This window comes from Desulfovibrio ferrophilus (assembly GCF_003966735.1).
GTDB classification, from domain to species: domain Bacteria; phylum Desulfobacterota; class Desulfovibrionia; order Desulfovibrionales; family Desulfovibrionaceae; genus Desulfovibrio_Q; species Desulfovibrio_Q ferrophilus.
Genome location: NZ_AP017378.1, coordinates 1077530 through 1094470, shown reverse-complemented (window position 1 = coordinate 1094470; position 16941 = coordinate 1077530). Strand labels below are relative to the sequence as shown.

The following is a 16941-nucleotide window of genomic DNA, read 5'->3' as shown; positions in this document are numbered from 1 at the left end:
TCTCGTTGTACAAGAGCCTACGCGACCCAGTGAGTGGTTTGACGCACCTGTTGGGTGCTCTTCTGGCTATTGTCGGTCTGGTGCTCCTGCTGGTTGAATCCTCGTCACCGGTCAAGCCGTGGCATCTCGTTACCTTTTCAGTGTTCGGGGCCACGATGATCGGTCTGTATGTGGCCAGTACCTGCTATCACCTGATTCCCTACGACGAAAAACGAACGCCCCGATTGCGCAAACTGGATCATATCATGATTTTTTTCATGATTGCAGGGACATATACGCCCATCTGTCTGATCCCTATCCGGGGTGCCTGGGGTTGGAGTTTGTTTGGAACAGTCTGGGGGCTGGCCCTGGTTGGTCTGATACTGAAACTGTTCTGGATGAATGCTCCGCGCTGGCTGTCTACAGCAAATTATCTGCTCATGGGATGGCTTGTGGTGGTCGGTGTCTATCCGTTGTTCCAAACACTGCCACCCGCAGCTCTGGGCTGGTTGCTGGCAGGTGGACTCTTTTATACGATCGGCGGAGTCATTTATGCTTTGAAGAGGCCTGATCCCTGGCCCAAGTATTTTGGATTTCATGAAATTTTTCACATCTTTGTGATGATGGGGACCTTTTCCCATTTCTGGGTGATGTACCGCTATGTGACCCGTTTCGCCTAAGCATGCCTCCATGCCTCTGATGGATTATCCTGTTCAATTATCCATTCTCACACTACGCGAGTTTCCAGCATGACCGATTACGACGCTTTCAAAGACCTGATTGAAAATCAAATTCCATATAACAAATACGTCGGCATGAAGCTTCTTGCCCTGGAACCGGGGATGTGCAAGCTGTGCATCCCGTATTCAGATAATTTGGTCGGTGACGCACGGCGCAAGGCGATTCATGGAGGGGTCATCTCCACCCTTGTGGATACGTGCGGTGGATTTACTGTCTGGGCGGCTTCGGGGATAGCCGACCGTATTTCCACCATTGATTTGAGGGTGGATTATCTCAAGCCCGCCATTGGCTGCGACTTGGTGGCCGAAGGGCATATCAAGCTCCATGGCAACCGCGTGGGCAATGCCCACGTTCAAGTCTATGCCAAAGGCGAGCCTCAGAGCGTACTGGCCGAAGGGCGGGCCGTATACAATATCCGCAAGGCAAGAAAACATTGAGAATGTAATTTCCTGAATATTGAGCCATAAATACAAGCAAAAGGCCCGCCATCCGTGAGGACAGCGGGCCTTTATCGTAGGTCTGAACAAGTGGAGGCGTTGCTCTACTTGATAAACAGCATTTCCTGATAGGAAGGCAAGGGCCACAGGTCGTCGGCCACAACCTCTTCCAGCTGGTCTGCAAAGCTGCGGACCTTCAGCATGGCAGGCAGAACCTTGTCGCACATGAATGCAGCATGGGCCTTCATGGTTTTATGATCCTTTTCGGTCAGCTTCTCCAGTTCGGCCATGGCAGCTTTGAGGCCGCGAGTCTTGGCGGTCACGTCTTCCAGGGCAATCATCTCGTAATCCATACCGATAGCCTTCATGCTGGCGCAGGTGTCAGCCAGCTGCCCCATGTAACGCAGGGCTGCAGGCAGAATGGTGGTCTTGGCCATCTTGACGCACAAGAGGGCTTCGGTGACCAAGGCCTGGATGTACTGCTCGAAGTAGACTTCCTCACGGCTTTCCAGCTCGCGGGGGGAGAGGACCTTGTATTTGTCGAACATCGCCACCACTTCTTTCTTGGTGATGATGGGCAGAGCTTCCACAGAGGTCTTCAGGTTGGGCAGACCACGCTTCTTGGCTTCTTTCTGCCAGGCGTCAGCATAACCGTCACCATTAAAGATGATGGAACCACATTCCTTCATGATTGATTGCAGGAGCTTCTGTACCGCCGCGCTGAGTTTCTTGGGGTCACCCTTGGTCTTGGCTTCCAGTTCGGTGGCAATATAGTCCAGAGATTCAGACATGATGGTATTCAGAGCAACCTGAGGGCCAGCGATGGACAGGTTGGAACCAACAGCGCGGAACTCGAAACGGTTGCCGGTAAAAGCGAAGGGGCTGGTGCGGTTGCGGTCTCCAGCGTCCATGGGCAGCGGGGGCAGGGTGTCGACACCCACGGTGAGCATGCCCTTGGTCTTGCAGGAACTGCATTTGCCGGTTTTGATCTGTTCGAAGATGTCGGCCAACTGTTCACCGAGGTAGACGGACAGAATCGCCGGAGGAGCCTCATTGGCACCCAGACGATGGTCGTTACCAGCTGTGGCGACAACGGCGCGCAGCAAGTCGCCATGCTTGTAGACGGCGCGAATGGCGGCGGCGCAGAACACCAGGAACTGCATGTTCTCATGTGGGGTATCACCGGGATCAAACAGGGAGCCCAAGGACTTGTTGCCGATGGAATAGTTCAGGTGCTTGCCGGAGCCGTTAATGCCTGCAAAGGGTTTTTCATGCAGCAGGCAGGCCATACCATAGCGTTTGGCGACCTTTTTCAAGGTGGTCATGATGATCTGGTTGTGATCTGTGGCCAGGTTAGCTTGCTCGTACAGCGGGGCAATTTCGAACTGACCGGGGGCCACCTCGTTGTGACGGGTTTTGACCGGGACGCCAAGCTTGTATAACTCGCGTTCAGCCTCGAACATGAAAGACAACACACGATTGGGAATGGCACCAAAGTAATGGTCATCCAATTCCTGGCCTTTGGCGGGTTTGGCACCAAAGAGGGTGCGGCCAGTCAGCATCAGGTCAGGACGGGCGAAATAGAAATTGCGATCAACCAGGAAGTACTCTTGCTCGGGACCAGCGTATGAATTGACCCGTTCGCCAGTATCATGTCCAAACAGCCTCAAAACGCGCTGAGCCTGTTCGTCAATGGCTTGATTGGAGCGCAGCAGAGGGGTCTTCTTGTCCAGAGCTTCACCAGTCCAGGAAACGAACGCAGTGGGAATGCACAGGAATGTCCCGTTAGGATTCTCGGTGATATAGGCAGGGTTGGTTACATCCCAGGCGGTGTAGCCTCGGGCTTCGAAAGTGGCGCGCAGGCCGCCAGACGGGAAGCTGGAGGCATCGGGCTCGCCCTGAATCAGCAGCTTGCCCGAGAATTCGGCCATGGCACCGCCCTTACCGTCGGGCTCCAAAAAGCCGTCGTGCTTTTCTGCGGTCAGGCCGGTCAGCGGATAGAACACGTGGGTATAGTGAGTTGCACCTTTGGATACGGCCCAATCTCTCATGGCTGCAGCCACGGTGTCGGCAATGGAGGGGTCGAGTTGCTGACCATTATCAACAGTCTTTTTCAAAGATTTGAAAATGGACTTGGGCAACCGCTCTTCCATGACCTTCATGCTGAACACATTGCAACCGAAAATTTCGCTGGCGCTGGTCTCGGTGAAGTCCAGGGGGGCGTGGGTCGGTCGATAGCTGGTGACCGCTTTAATGGCGTCCTGACGGGACTGGTAACCGCTCATGAAGTTTCTCCTTGCACTAATGTTTCAACTGCTTGTGGCTCAGTGGGCCGATAAGGGCAATGATATATTTTAACAATCAACTGGATCCCCTTATAACAAGCGCTGTGCCACAGCAAAAATATCTCAAGATTTCAAACGAATATCATTGAACTCTCATTGAGGGTATATTTTTTATTTTACATTTTTGGATAATTCAACTTGTTTGATCAGCCAAAAAAGTACGTTTTTGTAGAATGAGCATTAGCGGTAGGGGCGAGAGAGCATGAGGAAAGAAAATAAAAATGACTGAATATGCAACATCAAAATTAGCCCAATTGTTAGCTCCCTGCAACGGCAGAGCTCTCATTAACAATGCTATGAAGGTAGGGAAAGTCCAAAATGATAACTAGCGCCAGGTCGCTTTAGAATTGATAGGCTCCGGAATTGAGATTCCAAAGCGCTTGAGTTGAGCTTCGTTAAAAACAAAAAGTCCCTGCCGGTCCATAATGTACATCATATTTCTTGGGACAATCTTGTCCTCCAGGATTGATGCCACCATTTTTGCAACTTGGGCGCCATGAGCCTTGGCATCCAAAGTATATGCCCCAACCGCTCCTTCTGGGAACACCGTATAATCCTGATTGGTGAAGAACGGGACATCGCTATTTTTCGAGGTCCATCTAATGAGGTCTTCCACATCTATATACCCACCAGATTTAACTTTGATGGAATGAAATGTAGGGGACACTATCAGGTCAAATTCGGCTTGCTGCTTGATCGTGTTTTGCCATTCATTCCAGTCTGATACGATCTTGTATTCCACATGCATGCCACTGACGGAGATTTCCGTGCGGTCCTTGAAAGTGACGTTGATGATCGACGTAGAGGACTGACTACTGTCCATCAAGACAAGTGCTCTTTGAGCTTTGGGCAATATCTCCCGTAAATACCTTAGCCAGGGAATCAAAGGGGTGCGCTCCAAGACGCCTGTGATGTTTTTTGGTGAAACATCGAAATAATTACGGGGATTATTATTTATGCCAAAGAAAACGACAGGGGTGTAGGTGTTGGCAAACCGTTTTCCCAAGAAGCGCAAGGCATTGTCATCACCCAATATGACGAGATCGGGCTTTATCTCCTGATACATTTCCCAGGCACGGTCTGCCTGTTCTTGAAATTTCTCTGGGGCAATGCGCTTTGTGTCCATATAAAAGGTGTGGAATTCATAATTATTTCGTAGATTTTCCCTAATTCCTTCTTCGCATAGCCGAGTCCACTCCAACACCGGGTGATAGCTTTCGATAATCAGTATCTGGTTGTTGGTTTCCGCATATGCTGAAATGACGAAAAATAAGGACATCAACAGGGTCACTACAGCAACATAAAATTGTCTCATATTTAATCAATACCAGATTCAGGATACCCCAACCAGTTTTTAATTAGGTAAGATGCACTGATCGTCATAAGAAAAGTATAATAATATCATGTTATTATTCATGCTTAGACATTTTGGTTATTCAGCAGGTCTGTTTCATCCAGATAATGCATCACCCGTGTCACTTCGCCTGCGGCCATGGTCCCGCCAAGAGAAATAGCGACGGCACAGGCTTCGAGGATTTCATCCTGTGTCGCCCCCAGTTCAATGGCATAATCAAGTTGGTAAATGATACAGGCCCGGCATCTGCCCACAAGCGCTGCAACCATTGCCATCAGACGTTTTTCCTTTCCTGTCAGTGCGCCATCCTTATAGGTTTCCGCAGGCAGTTCATCATAAGCGGCAGCGATCTCGGGCATCAATTTCTTGTATAGCTCGAATCCATTGGCAATACTCTGTTTCAATTCAACTTGGCTTTCGATCATTGTTCTCTCCTTGTTTGAGGTGAAACATCATGGTCACATTCAAGACATTCGACAAACGAATCTAATTCATAGTATCCATAAGAATGTTTGATGGAAAAGATTCACACCTGCTGTCACCGGATTTATTGCGAACCTTTGTTGCAGCCACGGACTCGGGCAGTTTCACTGGTGCCGCGCGCCTTGTGAACAGGACACAATCCGCAGTGAGCATGCAGATCAAAAGACTTGAGGATGAACTTGGCTGCGTATTTTTTGAGCGACGAGCCCGGGGTGTGGTGCTGACTGCGGACGGAGAAACGCTGTATCGCTATGCGTTGCGTATCCTGAGGCTCTATGATGAGGCTGCGGCTTCATTGAGTGCGCCAGAAACCAAAGGGGTCATACGTTTTGGAACGCCAGAAGATTACGCATCAACCCATCTGCCAGTGATTCTCAAGCGTTTTGCCGAGGTGTTCCCTCTTGTACGTGTGGATGTTCTTTGTGACACCAGCCCTCGGCTTCTGGAGGCATTGACGGCGGGAGAGTTGGATCTTTGCTTGTGCACATCGTCTCATGGGCTGGAGGGTGGGAGGTCCGTAGGAAAGATGGCTCTGTGCTGGATAGGTCCTGAGCGGGGATTCTCTCAAAGTGATGAACCACTGCCCCTGGCCGTTTTTCACGAGGGCTGTACCTATCGCCGGTGGGCTTTGGAAGCACTTGAAAAGGCCAAGGTAAACTACCGCATTGCCTATGCCAGTCCTGGCGTTGCAGGTGTGTTGGCGGCAGTCCGAGCCGGACTGGCCGTTGCGCCATTGACACGCAGCATCGTTGCTCCTGGCTGCAGAATCTATGGCAACGCCGAGGGAATGCCCCCTTTACCGGCCGTGACCATGAGCCTGCACCTCAGCGCAGGAGCTCAACCTGAAATCGTAGATAGATTTGCCAGCCACGTCACCGAGGCCATCCGCGAAACAAAGGAGCTTGTCCTCTAATTGGTCTGTGTCATGATGACGAACTGCACAAAACCTACAAAAATGTAACCCCGGACAGGTTGACGCTGACCGGGGTAGTTTTTCAAGAATATGTGACCAAAAATCATGATTGTAGAGCCGCAAACAGTCCCTTAGCTGCATTTTTGGCATCCTGACCAATGACAACAAGAAAACGCTCGCCAGTATCTGCGTCTGCAGGAGTAAGACTGTAAGACCCCGGAACGTATTGAAACACTTCGGGAGCACTGGCATCGATAAAATCGACGACACCCTTAACGCGTAGGATATGCGAGGGGAGGGATTCGGCCTGATGCGAAAATTGGGCACGGTCCAGGGGAGCATCAAAGGAAATGACGGCGCTGGAAATGTCGTCCTGCTGATGGGAAGGAGCTTTGCCCATGGGAAAAAGCTGAGGAGCAGGGCGGGAGGCGCGTTGTCTGAAATTAACGCCGTAGAGCATGGCGGGTGAGATGTCGCCGTGCATCGTGTGATGCATGGGGGCTGACGGATTCAACTCTCGCACCAGAGCGCAGAGTGCATTCTGGTCAGCCTCGTTGGCCTGATCGATCTTGTTCAGCAGCAGAACATCGGCCAGCCGGACCTGGCTTCGCGCCACCTCATGGTTTGCCAGGGCATTGGGAGCATTCACTGCGTCCAATATCGTGGTCACCGAGGCAAAGTCCAACATATCGTCCAAATCGGCGATTTCCTGCAACAGATTCGATGGGTTGGCCAATCCTGTCGTTTCAAGAACAACAAAGTCGGGTTGAAATTCTGATAGAATATCGGCCAGAGCAAGGCGCAGGCTACCCGCCAAAGTGCAGCACACACAGCCTTCGTCCACTTCCGTAACCGCAAAATGCTGACCGAGAAGTTTCCCATCCAGACCTTTTTGGCCAATCTCATTCTGAATAACGGCGACAAAACCGCCTTTGGATGCTTGATTTTCGATGAATCGTGCCAGAAACGAGGTCTTTCCCGCCCCCAGGAATCCAGTCAGAACGATCAGTCTCGGCTTGTCGGTGATGCCCATGGTGCGTTTGTCAAAGCTGTTTTTTGCTCCGGGAATGTTCGGGTCCCACCAGGGGGCGTTCGCAAAGGCCTCTGGGATGGGCGATGGCGCCTTCCAGACCAGTTCAGCTTGCCCATCTCCATCAGGAACCGGCAAAGGCTCTTCAAAGGAATATCCCAGACTGAGATTGAGGATATGGGCCGTATCGCTTTGTTCCCAACGCAACGGCAGGCCCGCTCCATACACACGACAGGTTCCAAGGCCCGTGTATTGCTCTAAACGATCCGGGCTAACGCCAAGACAATAGCTGGCCGAGGCAGCAAGAGCTTGAAACAAAGGCCAGGCTGTCTCCCAGCAGGGCAGATTCTGATCCACACCACCAGGTTCGATCGCTTGAACCGGTCCCTCCGGGGTCTGGACCACAAGTCCATCCAGAGAACGTATCTCGTCGCAATTGACTGCAGTGAGAGTCAAACATATTCCCGACGTGTCGGGGACATACGTCGATTCAAGCCGGGCAATTCCAAACAGAGCGCGCAAATCGTCGTGCTGAGTAAAGTCTCGCACACGATCCAAATAGTCCCTGCCATGGGCGATGATGCCCGCCTGCACGCTGTAGGACTCTATCACCTCTTCCGTTGGGTCAGGGAAATAATACAATCGAAATGCTGCCCGGCCCACATTGTCACTCATGGACGCGGACTCGGCTTCAAGACCGAACACGCCGGACTTACCTGTGACGCGCACTGTCAATCCGTTCTGAGTGGCTGAACAATCGCGCATGCCTCGCCACCCGAGACGGTGGCGCACACCGGGGATGAAATTCGTGCGAGCCATCAGCGCCCGTGGCAACTCTGCGGCAGCGACTTCGGGATCTTCCAGAACTGCGGGGGGCAGCAGTGTTTGTAATTTTGTCTGCACGATGAATACTCCGGGGTGGCCGACCACCCAACAATCTGGGTGGCCGACCTATACGGATGGTGGTGTTGATTATCCGAAGGTGATGGTGTCACCGTTGCCGAGATAGGCCTTATCCTTGGAACGATACTGCGCCGTGCCTTCAATCACCGGGTACCCGGCGGTGATGAACTTCTTGGCGCAGAGCACACCGGTGCAATGGTTGCAGCCAATGCGCTCGAATCCATACTTGCCCAGTGAAATCACCAGGTCATCGTACTTGGGATCCCAGTCGTCGAAGGGCGAGATGTGCAGGCCTCCGTAGATGCCGTGGCAATTGTCATTTTCGTATTTGATCTCGTTGTAGGCCGTTTCCGCAAAGCGGATAATGCCCTGGTGGCAGCAGCCGGTCACGCTGACCAGCCCCTTGTCCGCCACGTTGAAGTACAACGATTGCTCGCCGTACACGCGACAGATAATGGGAATGGCGAAGACATAACTGGACATGCCGGGGATGATCTTCTGCAGACCGGGTTTGACGGTGATGAGTTTGCCTTTATGTCCGCAATCCTTGATGTATTGCAGGCCCTCGGGGTAGAAGCCCTCGGGGATATAGATGGTGATCTCGGGGTCGTACTTCAGGGTGACGGGCAACCCCCAGTAATGGTCGAAGTGCTCATGCGAGAAGAACAGAGCTTCGATCTCCTTGTTTTCCAGCATCTTGTCGATGCCTTCACGCTTGAAGCACTCTTCGGTCCACTTATAGGACCAGCCGGAGTCGAGCAGGAACTTGCGCTTGGCACCGTCCATTTGCTCCAGTTCGATCAGAGCGGCATAGCCACCGGCATTGTCCACGTTCACGCAGTTGGCTTCGATGATCTTCCAAGCCTCATCCAGACGGTCGGGGAGCAGATGCTTGATCTTGGCCATGCCGTCTTCATAAGACCCCTTGCCCAGCCCCTTGCCGTTACCAAATGGCGGCCAGTTATAGTCATACTGGTTCACGAGCAAACCGCCCGCGCCCTTGATGTCGCCCATGAGGACGGCATTTTCGAACCAGCTGGTCTCCGAGATGTTGGTGACCTTGATGCTCTTGCACACGCCAATGTCGGCCATTTTGCGCTCGGCCTTCTGGAAATGGCTCTTGCGCATGGGAGAGTATGAATACAGCCCCATGGCCCCCAACAGACCAATACCCACGCCAGTGGCGGCCCCCTTCAGGAAGTCACGACGCTTGATGTTGTCAGACATGCGAGTCTCCTGTTCCGGGCTACTTGCCGGGGATGATGTTAACGGCGGCGTACACCGCGGGCAGCGCCCAGACAGTGACGAAGTAGAAGGCCACACCCATTGCCACACCAGCACCCAGGCCCACGCCGAACTTGGAGTTCAGGCGCACATCCTCGATGGCGGCAAGCTTGGCGGCGTGATCAGCCTCGATTTCCTCAACAGTCTTGGGAACCATCTTCCATGCCGGCCAGTTATCCATGAACCAATGATGCACCAGCCAGATATTGACCAGCCAGATCATGGGAATCATGGGGAACTGTTGCGGATGCGAAAAGCCCTTCTGGGTGCCCAGGAAGTCATGCGACGTCTTGTAGTAGACGATGTACAGCGCAATGGCGCCAACGGTCGTGGCAATGGTGCGCAGCAGCACGTTGACAGGCAGGGAATACTTCTTGGGCCAGTTGTCGCAATAGAAGGTTACGAACAGGGCAGGCACCAGGAAGAAGATGGCCATTTCACCCACGTGCAGCCAACGCCAGTCAGGTGCAAAGGCTCGGCGGGTACCACGGATGGCTTCGCCCCAGGTCAGTTCCTGCGCAAAATACAGGAAGAAGTGCATAGCCAGGGCAATGGCGATGATGCCGAAGAAAGCGGCAAAGCGCCTTGCCCAATCGTTTTTGATCAGACTGAAGGGATAGCGTTCCCAGATGGTCTCCACCAGCCAGACCACCACCGTACAGCACATGATCCAGGACACGTGGAAATTGCCCGAAACCGTGTTGGCGAACTGCTCCCAGTAGGGCGGAGCAATGGAGGTGAAGTACTGCCAGGGATGATACAGGATGCCCATGTGCGGGTGCATGGTCACGAAGTAGACCACTGTGGACAGGAAGAAGGTCATGATCAGAATGGAGAAGCCTTTGCCAGGCTGCTTCATCTTTTCCCACGGGGCTTCTTCAAAGGCCACGACCCAGGCCGGTGACAGCCAGGACGCGATGGCAGCAAACATCAAGATCGCCAACGAGGCATACTCGATGGCGAAAAAGCTTGTAATACCAGGGAGTTTCTCAAGCTGTTCGGGGTTGAAGTAGGCCAATCCGTAGTTGCCCATCAGGCCTTCGAAAAAGCCCTTGATGAGTCCTACCAGGATGACCGTGGAAACCAGAGTCAGCACCACGCCTTTTGTGAGCGGGTGGGTGTTCTCCAGCCACTTGCGTTTGAAGGGCCAGAAGTTGAAGATGTAGACCATCCAGATCATCATGATCAGCCACCAACGGCAGTACATGTAGCCCACATACGGGGTATACATGCGCATCAAGCCGCGTGGGTCCTGGAAGATCCACCACGTGAGATAGAAAACACCGAGCGTCAGCGCCAAGCTTACCAAGGCGGGGATTGGCCCCGACCAACGCTTGACGAGCTTTCGCTCCTCCAAGTATCCTTCACCGTACCGTTCCATAAAAACCTCCTCTTCGGAAGGTGGTTGCCGGGTGCAGGGGCCTCACCCCCCGCGCCTGGCCTTCGGTTACTGCCCGGGTGCCCTCGGCCCTCCTGCTGCTGCCATGGCTTCATACACGGCGGTCAGCAGTTTTGTGCGGTCGGGGGAATCCGGGTCCAGCCCCAGCCTCTCTGCTTCCATCTGAAGCATTTCAGGGGGGAAATCCCCGGCAATGGCTTCCAACTCCGCAGACAGGTCCACCTGATCTGTCTGACTATTGGTTTCCTTGCCGGTGGCCGTGTCAGCAATGCGCTGTCCGGCCTTGACTGCTCCCCGAAAGAGCTGTCTGCGCGTCAGGATCGTCATGCGTCCTCTCCGCCGTTTTGCTCAGCCCGCTCTCGTAGCGCGCGATACACCACATCCGTCATGGTGATATTTTCACGTTCCTCAAGGATACTGCACATCCTGAGAAAGAAATTTTCCGTGATGGCTTTGGCCCATTCCTCGTCGCGGGCCCGCAGGGCGTGCAAAAGCTTGATGTGATCGGCAAAGATGGCCTCGCGTTCTTCACGCTCAAGGGTAAAGAAGATGTCGTAGGCGGCCATGTCGCAGGAGCAGATCTGCTCCACAGTGCGTACCAGGAAATCATTGCCCGTACCCATTGCCATGAGCCGGAAATAGGTCAGGCTTTCGTTCCAGACGAGTTCAGGAGATTTCTGAAAGATACTGCGTGAAATATCCACGCTACAGCGCTTGAGTTCGTCCAGTTGCCGTTCGCCGATATGACTTGCGGCGTGTTCGGCGACCATGGGCAGCAGCATGTAAGCAGCCTCCAGCTGATCGGCCACGACCTTTTCGGGACTGAGGGTGATATCGAGAGGGTTATCCTGAAGCCCGGAGATACGGACCCGCAGGTAGCAGCCGCTTCCTGGTCGAATTTTCAACAGGCCGCGGGCCTCCAGAGAATGCAGGATGCCGTGCAGGGTGTTGCGGCTCACACCCAGCTTCGTCGCCAGCTTACGCTCGGACGGCAGACGATCTCCGGCTTTGAGTTCCAGATCCATGATGATCTGACCAAGTTGCTTGAGCGCCTGTTCCTTCTTGCTCATCCCACACCTCTGTGCTTTTTTCAGCACGTATTGGAGTTACCAATTAGCGAGAGTTTGAACACAATGACAAATACTATTCAATTTTGTTCTGAACTTAGGCCACAATAGGGGTTTTTTTAGACCGATTCCAGTATTGGTTGAGCCAATCAAACAAAAAGTGCGCTGACTAGTTGGTCAGTCCACACAGGGTGAAAAGCGAAGGAAGCAAGGCTATTACTTGGTCGCGAGGAAAAAAAGAGAATGCAAGGAAGAGGAAACAGAGAGAATCATGCGTCAGCTATAGACAAAAATGGCGACACGATTCCAACAACCTGATCATCAAAAATGATCAGAGTCTGTGGGTTTGAAAGAAGAAGCTGGACAGAGAGGGCTACGAGCTTGAAGAGCGCGTACGGGTATTGCGACGCCAGGTGCGCGTGGCGGAATTCAGGGTGCCCAGGATGGATTCAAAGGCTTCAGATCCAAGCCCAGTGAACCGGTTCGGCTCGGTGGAACAAAGAATGACCACCGTGCGAAGCACCTTGCGTTCATAAAAAGGCTTGGCAAAATACGAGCGAATGCCCCGAGGGATGAACAAGGCCCAGTCGATGGGTTTGATGCTGTCCATGGTGTCATCGACCACAAGATGGTCCAGCCCAAAACGCACGATATCCTCGGCCACAGTGCCTTTGTAGGAGAATTCCTCTCCTGTTGTCATACCTTCCAGCACCTCACCCGCACCGTAAACAATGACCTTGTTCTTACGAATATGAATGTCGGAGAGCATTATGGCGTCGCAATTTTCCTGAATAAGTGGATGATCCATCAGTCGATCCAACATGGTGGACAGATCAGGAGCGTCTTTCAGCAACTCCTTGGACAGACAATCCATATCTCCGGGCCCACACTGGGATATGGCGGAGGGTTCGGCCCTGTGCTGCTGTTTCTGTTCGACGGGAATGATGGAGATCCTGACCAATGCCCGTTGTTTCCAGCCCACATAGCGCAGGGTGCTGTCGGCCATAAAGGTGTCGCCTTGCACGTTTTTGAACTCCAGCCTACCGCTCCAGGAGTGCTCAAAGGGCAAATCATCCAGGATACGATCAACGGCCTTGGTCACGGAGGACGGGTACAGGCTTGCAAACTCGGGGCGCTTGCCCCCCATGGAGCGGGGCAAACCGAACTGGTCGCGAGCAGCGGCATTAGCCTGTTTCAGCCGGCGTGTCTTGAAGTCCACCAGCATCACGGGAGTGGGGACATTATCGATGCGCAGCCGCGCCTTGTTGTCGCTTTGCTGAATACCCTGAATCACCTCAACGGTATCGCTGATGTCCAGGCAATAGCCATAATAATAGCGAGGGTCGGAGGTGTTGACCGCACCAGTAAGCTTGAGCCACATCACGCCGCCGGACGGGGCATGGACACGGAAAACAGTGGCCATGGTGCGACCTTCCTTCACGGCATCCATGAAGGCGTCCAGCAGATGAGCATCTTCAGGCAGCAGGAGTTGCTTGCGAAAATTCTTGTTCTTCAAAAAAAGGCGGGCGTCCTCACCCAGAGGTGCGAGAGGGTAGTCGTTGAGGAATTCGATACGCGACTTGGCGATTTCAATACGCCAGAGAAGCGCCGGGAAATCGCCCACAAAGCTCTGAAGATCTTCGATGGGAATATTCCGGCCCCTGCTTTGGGTAATTGTCTTTGAGTCGCGCATATAGTGATTCTCCTGCAACAGCATCAAATAGTGGAATTGCCCTGAGGGGTCAACAGGGCTTGAGCTTTGACCCGTGTTCGTTGCACCTCAGCCGCAAGAGCCACCAGGGGGGATGAATTCCTCCCTGCATGATGCAAAGCATTTTCGTTTATGACGACGTGTGCTATATTTTGATCAAAATATCTGATTATTCGAAAAAAAAATACGGAATATTTTGTTTTTATCTTTACTCCCTTGAATCCTCGTGAAATTATTCTCATGAATATTACAATGAAGCCACAGTGAGATAATAGTATGAATTCCAAGAGTGAAATGAATCTGGACGATGTCGCTCCCCAGAATATCTGGGAGCGCCGCCTGCTTTTCGATAGGCAAGACTATGAGCTTTTGCGCATCGTAAACGATGTGCTGGAACGTGGAGGCTACGCAGGCTGGAAAAAACTCCTGGCGCCGTATCTCCATCCCAATGGTATCAAGGAAATGGCCACCACCTTTGGCCTGCGCATCGCTTACTCGGTCGTCAACCTTCTCGGTTCTCTGGAGTCGGGTGAGGCCGTTGAACGACTGGCAGCACTGCGAACCCTGCGTGACGAAATTCTGACCGCGCCTCAAAGCGCCATGCGCTACAATACGTCACGAGTTCTGCTTCAGATCATGAAAGAGCTTGTGCGTTCCAAGGGAAATGATCTCAAGCAGTTGCAGCTTGCCCACGACTTCCGGCTCTGTGTTTCGGGCAAGCCCCGCATGATTCGTGACCAGTTGGAGAAATACCACCTGCTTGAGATGCACGAGGACCGGAAGCAGCTGGCTTTTGATGACCACGTGCACGATGCCTATAGCAAGGGACGCAAGACACCTTCGCATCTGGTGATGGATGCATGGATCAAGGGACTGCGCAAAGTGACCCTGATCTATTACAATCACATTCCCACGAAAGTGGCTTGGGAAGTCCTGAATGCGGCTGAAATCATGGGGCTTTCCGTGCGCATCTGCGTCGAATTACGTGCCCGGCACATGGGGCGCTATGTGAAGCTGCTCTGGACGCCTCGGGACCTGACGGAAGCCGAAGATTTCATGGGGTTCCTGAAAACCTCCTCGGTGCAGGAACTGATGCGCAAGGGTCGGGAAGTCTCTACTTTCCAACAGAAATATGTGTGGCGTCTTGTGGACAAATTCAACAAGACACTGCGCTTCGAGATGGCTCGCAAAGAGGGCGTTGACGTCCCCGAAATCGATCTCAACGCTTTTTCCCGCTTCCTCGGCGCTGGTCAACCATCGGTTGACCAGCTGGCCAACTATCTCTCGTTGCTGATGGGCACTGAATTTCACGACCAGCTGGACTCTGAGTATCTTCTGTCCACATGGCTGGCCCCGACGGCAAACCCGGACATCCCCAACCCTTTTGTGCCTTCCGAAGATGAAGATGTGCCCGAACTTCTGCGCCATACCCCGGCCTCATTGACCAAAATGCTTGGGAGCATCCATCCTCACAATTGGATTACCCTGGACCCCGAAGGCCTTGATCTTGCTGATATGACCATCGTGCTGGCGGAGTGCAATGCCGCGGTAACCCACTTGGAAACCCTGAATCTTCGAGCTCACGCTACCGGTTCCGGGGATATTTACCGGCAGGCAATTAAGCTGCAAGAGATGCTCAACTCCGCCAATGCCATCCGCTGCAAACGTTTTTTGAACAAGGTCATGGACGACCTGCGGGACGGCACGGCACCGCAAAAAGAGCAAAAGCGGGAACGCCTGCTGAAGCTACGCGAAAAACTGCATGATTTCTATGGGTTGTACCGCAAGAGGCCCCTGCGCTCACGTGCGGGAACGGATTCCACGGGCAAATCCACCTTGCGCCACGGGATGGGCATCGTGGTGGCGGAAACACTGCCGCCCCGCGCCCAACGCTGTATCCGCAAGAGCAAAGACGGAAGGCACGAAGCACTCCCGCTCTTCCTGAGCGTCAAGCAGCAGGTGACCTACAGCCCTCGTCCCTCGCCTTCCCGGTTGGATGCCTTACTGCAACGCCTTCCCGGCGGGCGTCTATTGACATCAGATACCTCTCGTTGCTGGCTCAAGGGGCGATACAGCCTGCCTCGCCATGGAAAAGGCAACCTTCATGCCCTGGGGGGAAAGGTAAACCAACCCCCTGTGGAAACGTCCCCCACACAGACCAAAGGCGGACGCCCACGACTGCAATGGAGCTATTTAAACAGCAAACTGAAGAACAGCCTCAAGATTTTGCTGGGGTTGCTCCCGGCTGCGGCGTCCTTCTATTTTACAAAGGACTGGTGGCTGCTGGCCTGGTTCGGTGCTCTGATCTGGTTCACCATCACGGGCTTTCGCAATATCATCCAGTCCGTTCTGGGCTGTGGCGGTTTGCGCCGCTCCCGGCTCCTGAAGTGGAAGGACCTGGTCAGCTGGGATCGGCTCTCGGATTCTTTGTTGTTCACGGGTTTTTCCGTGCCGCTATTGGATTGGCTGGTCAAAATGGAGTTGCTGGACAAGGGGTTGGGCATCAATACCAGCACCAACCCTTTGCTGCTCTATACCATCATGGCCATTGTCAACGGTCTGTACATCTCGGGCCACAACATTGTGCGCGGCCTGCCGCGTTCGGCTATTGTCGGCAATCTGTTCCGGAGCATGCTTTCCATCCCTCTGGCCTTCATGTTCAACGGGATGGTGGGGCAATTGCTGCTGTTCAACGGCGTTGTGGGTGTGGATGCCATCCTGCAAAAATGGGCGGCCATCATCTCCAAATTCGCTTCGGACTGCATCGCTGGCGTGATCGAAGGTCTGGCGGATCGCAGCAAGTATATTGCCTTGCGCAGGCGTGATCTGAAGCAGAAAATCAAGCAAATGTTCGACACCCATGCCCAACTGGAGATGATGTATCCTCAGGACGATGTGATCGAACTCCTGGAAATGCCCAAGGCATTCATTGAAACGCTGTCCACCGAACAAAAGGGGCTGGAACGAATCGTTATCGTTAACGCTCTGGATTTCATGTATATGTGGATGTACCAACCCCGTGCGAGATCGGTCATGGCTTCCATGATGCGAGACATGTCGCCCGAGGAACGCCGGACCTTCTTGCTCTCGCAGTATGTGCTGCAACGGGAAAAGGAGATCAGCGTGATGCTGGTCAATGGCCTGGTGGGCAAGCATTTCAGCGGTTCATTGGCTTTCTATCTGGATAATGTGCAGGACTATCTGGACCAGATTCAGCGGGTGGCGGCGCGCTCCCAAACGGCCTTGGCCGTGCTGGACTGATGAATGGAGCAGGGGATTTCTCATGACTCCGCTC

13 protein-coding genes are annotated in these 16941 nt (G+C 53.3%); 4 read left to right on the top strand and 9 right to left on the bottom strand.

Annotated elements, in window-relative coordinates:
* Positions 1 to 5: 5 nt before the first annotated feature.
* Together trhA and EL361_RS05065 are read left to right on the top strand one after the other, a co-directional pair.
* Positions 6 to 659, top strand: coding sequence for a PAQR family membrane homeostasis protein TrhA (gene trhA, locus EL361_RS05070; protein ID WP_126381305.1), 654 nt, complete (start codon positions 6 to 8; stop codon positions 657 to 659).
* A 69-nt stretch (positions 660 to 728) separates the two neighbouring features.
* A complete protein-coding gene (locus EL361_RS05065; RefSeq protein ID WP_126377246.1) occupies positions 729 to 1157 on the top strand; it encodes a PaaI family thioesterase in 429 nt (142 codons plus the stop codon).
* A gap of 104 nt (positions 1158 to 1261) precedes the next feature.
* Here EL361_RS05065 and EL361_RS05060 read toward each other — a convergent pair whose 3' ends face one another.
* The 3 genes from EL361_RS05060 to EL361_RS05050 all read right to left on the bottom strand — a co-directional run bounded on the left by EL361_RS05060 (position 1262) and on the right by EL361_RS05050 (position 5281).
* On the bottom strand, positions 1262 to 3442 hold the full coding sequence (locus EL361_RS05060) for a glutamine synthetase III family protein (protein WP_126377244.1): 2181 nt from the start codon (positions 3440 to 3442) through the stop codon (positions 1262 to 1264).
* A gap of 385 nt (positions 3443 to 3827) precedes the next feature.
* Entirely contained in the window at positions 3828 to 4817 is a 990-nt protein-coding gene (locus EL361_RS05055) for an ABC transporter substrate-binding protein (RefSeq protein ID WP_126377242.1), read from the bottom strand.
* Positions 4818 to 4921: 104 nt separating this feature from the next.
* Positions 4922 to 5281 (bottom strand): carboxymuconolactone decarboxylase family protein, encoded by a 360-nt coding sequence (locus EL361_RS05050; RefSeq protein WP_126377240.1) that lies wholly within the window; start codon positions 5279 to 5281, stop codon positions 4922 to 4924.
* Between the two features lie 83 nt (positions 5282 to 5364).
* Here EL361_RS05050 and EL361_RS05045 point away from each other — a divergent pair, with 83 nt between their 5' ends.
* Positions 5365 to 6252 (top strand): LysR substrate-binding domain-containing protein, encoded by an 888-nt coding sequence (locus tag EL361_RS05045; protein ID WP_126377238.1) that lies wholly within the window; start codon positions 5365 to 5367, stop codon positions 6250 to 6252.
* Positions 6253 to 6355: 103 nt separating this feature from the next.
* Here the strand turns inward: EL361_RS05045 and EL361_RS05040 are convergent, their stop codons facing one another.
* The 6 genes from EL361_RS05040 to EL361_RS05015 form a co-directional block, all read right to left on the bottom strand.
* Complete coding sequence (locus EL361_RS05040; protein ID WP_126377236.1) at positions 6356 to 8185, bottom strand: CobW family GTP-binding protein; 1830 nt, start codon at positions 8183 to 8185, stop codon at positions 6356 to 6358.
* A gap of 69 nt (positions 8186 to 8254) precedes the next feature.
* Positions 8255 to 9412, bottom strand: a complete 1158-nt coding sequence (locus EL361_RS05035; RefSeq protein WP_126377233.1) for an MBL fold metallo-hydrolase — start codon at positions 9410 to 9412, stop codon at positions 8255 to 8257.
* A 19-nt stretch (positions 9413 to 9431) separates the two neighbouring features.
* Positions 9432 to 10850: a hypothetical protein gene (locus EL361_RS05030; RefSeq protein WP_126377231.1), complete on the bottom strand. Its 1419-nt coding sequence runs from the start codon at positions 10848 to 10850 to the stop codon at positions 9432 to 9434.
* Positions 10851 to 10916: 66 nt separating this feature from the next.
* Positions 10917 to 11195 carry a hypothetical protein gene (locus EL361_RS05025; protein ID WP_126377229.1) on the bottom strand — a complete coding sequence of 93 codons (279 nt, stop codon included), beginning with the start codon at positions 11193 to 11195 and terminating at the stop codon, positions 10917 to 10919.
* Entirely contained in the window at positions 11192 to 11938 is a 747-nt protein-coding gene (locus tag EL361_RS05020; protein ID WP_126377227.1) for a FadR/GntR family transcriptional regulator, read from the bottom strand. Before EL361_RS05020 ends, EL361_RS05025 begins: the two co-directional genes overlap by 4 nt.
* A 370-nt stretch (positions 11939 to 12308) precedes the next feature.
* Positions 12309 to 13628 carry a PAS domain-containing protein gene (locus tag EL361_RS05015; protein ID WP_126377225.1) on the bottom strand — a complete coding sequence of 440 codons (1320 nt, stop codon included), beginning with the start codon at positions 13626 to 13628 and terminating at the stop codon, positions 12309 to 12311.
* A 294-nt stretch (positions 13629 to 13922) separates the two neighbouring features.
* Between EL361_RS05015 and EL361_RS05010 the strand changes: the two genes are divergently transcribed.
* On the top strand, positions 13923 to 16907 hold the full coding sequence (locus EL361_RS05010) for an MATE family efflux transporter (RefSeq protein ID WP_126377223.1): 2985 nt from the start codon (positions 13923 to 13925) through the stop codon (positions 16905 to 16907).
* Positions 16908 to 16941 lie beyond the last annotated feature (34 nt).